Here is a 1,993-nt window from a genome sequence, read left to right on the forward strand (position 1 = left end):
TCCTTCAACGTGGTCTCGAGTTCTCCGACGACACTTATGATTTTGTTAACAGCCGCCTTGTTCACCAAACCGCGCGGTCTATAAACGAGCAGACGGATGTCTTCGTGAAACTCGACATCAGGAGGCAGTATTATCTTGTTCATTCCAATGATCTCTCCCCATGCCGCTGCGTTTCGTTTGATGGTCTCGCGATAGAAGGAGGCTTCATTGCTTCTTTGGGTTTTCTTTGCTGGGTTGTGGTAATTTCGGCGGCATGTACGGATCCGCCGTGCCGGGCGCGATCGGCGGATGTTTCTTCAGGCTTTGCTCGAACTCGGTCGCAACCTTCATCGCTGGCCCGGCGATCCATGAGCTTCGTAACCCCGTCTGTGGGTATTCTTCTTTCGGGTCAGTGATCAGATCGAACGCCTTTGGGTTGCCAAGCTTTGTGGGCGGCGTCCACCAGTCTCGCTCTTCGTCGTAGAAAACCACTTTCCAATTCTTCCATTTGACCGCTTCCAGGCGATCGGCCACGTAAACCGGAAACCCTTGGCGATTGGATTTCTCGGATTTGCCAAGTAGGAAATCGGTCTGATCTACTCCGTCAATGGGACGATCCTGTGGCACAGATGCGCCGCCGATTTTCGCGAATGTCATGTAGGTATCCACCTCGTGGACGATCTCGTTACTAACACGACCAGCCGGGACATGGTCGGGCCAGCGGATAATGAACGGTACTCTGAGGGAGCCTTCCATGTGCGTAAAGTAGTAACCGCGCCATGGACCGGATGATCCTTGCCACGGCCACGTTGCTTCCGGACCGTTGTCGCTCGTAAAGACGACGATGGTGTTATCGCGAATGTGCAGTTGATCGATCGCGTCCAGGATTTCGCCCACATGCGCGTCCATTTCCGCAAGCGCATCCTGGAAGTCGCCGAATCCTGTTTTGCCTGCAAATTTCGGGTTCGGCAAAGTTGGGAAATGGACGAGCGTGAATGGAACGTAGGCGTAAAATGGTTTGCCCGATTGTGCGCTGCGCTTGATGAAATCGATCGTCCGCCGCGTGATTTCGGTGTCGATGAGGCGGCGCTGCTCCAAGTCATACACCTGAAGCTCTCGGCTCTTCTCGCCCTTCCTGCCTTCCATGATGTGCTCGAAGGCGATGCGCGCCGCTTTCGCGGCGGGCTCTGAAGGCGCGAAAACTTCGTCCGTGGTGCGCGGGATGCCATACCATTCATCGAAGCCTTGGTCATTAGGGAACCGGCCCTGTTCACTGCCGAGATGCCATTTGCCGAAATGGCCTGTGGCATAACCGGCACCTGAGAGTAACTCCGCGATAGTTACTTCCCACTGCGTGAGTCCTTCGAGTCCGCCGCCGATTGGAACCGAGTGCGTGCCAGAACGAATGGCAAAGCGTCCGGTCATGAGGGCGGAGCGGCTTGGGGTGCATTGCGCCTCGACATTGAAGTTCAGAAGCCTCGTGCCCTCAGTCGCAAGCTTGTCGACGCGCGGTGTTGCCGCGCCGCGAAGTATGCCACCTCCGTAACAGCCGACCTCTCCGTAGCCGAGGTTGTCCATCAAGATGAAAACAATGTTCGGTTTACCCGCCGTAGTCTTGGCGGTGGCGGGCTTCCTGCTAGAACCAGTCGGCTGCGGAGGAGACTGTGCCTCAACCGTTTTAATCGCCATAAGCGTGATACCTAACGAATAGATAACAAGCGTGGCTTTCATCCTCGCTTCCCTTCTATTCGATGGTCATCGCCGCTTCACGTTCCTCCTCGCGAAGCTTCTCCTGATCGCTTGCGCTGAGTTGTGCTGGCGCGACGTCGATCTCCACTTTCTTCAATGTACCGGTGTATCGGAATGGCGGCTGATATTCTGTGCTGACAGGAGAGGCCGAGTCCAAGCCAGTATCGAACGTTTCGTTGGCCGAAAATCGGACTGATTCGGTCTTGTCGATCCGACCTCCACCCACTTTCCTGTCGTTCACGAACAACGCGACCATGCCACCCTT

Annotated in this window: 2 protein-coding genes; both read right to left on the reverse strand. The window is 55.6% G+C overall.

Annotated elements, in window-relative coordinates:
• Nucleotides 1-204 precede the first annotated feature (204 nt).
• Nucleotides 205-1,710 (reverse strand): arylsulfatase, encoded by a 1,506-nt coding sequence (locus VGK48_02105; GenBank protein ID HEY2379952.1) that lies wholly within the window; start codon nt 1,708-1,710, stop codon nt 205-207.
• A gap of 13 nt (nt 1,711-1,723) precedes the next feature.
• A partial coding sequence (locus VGK48_02110) for an arylsulfatase (protein ID HEY2379953.1) occupies nt 1,724-1,993 on the reverse strand: 270 nt, incomplete at its 5' end.

This window comes from Terriglobia bacterium, from assembly GCA_036496425.1.
Taxonomy (GTDB): domain Bacteria; phylum Acidobacteriota; class Terriglobia; order 20CM-2-55-15; family 20CM-2-55-15; genus 20CM-2-55-15.

What these genes read in the sequence shown, in the direction of transcription:
- VGK48_02105 (HEY2379952.1), bottom strand. Translation starts at nt 1,710, where the DNA reads ATGAAAGCCACGCTTGTTATCTATTCGTTAGGTATCACGCTTATGGCG.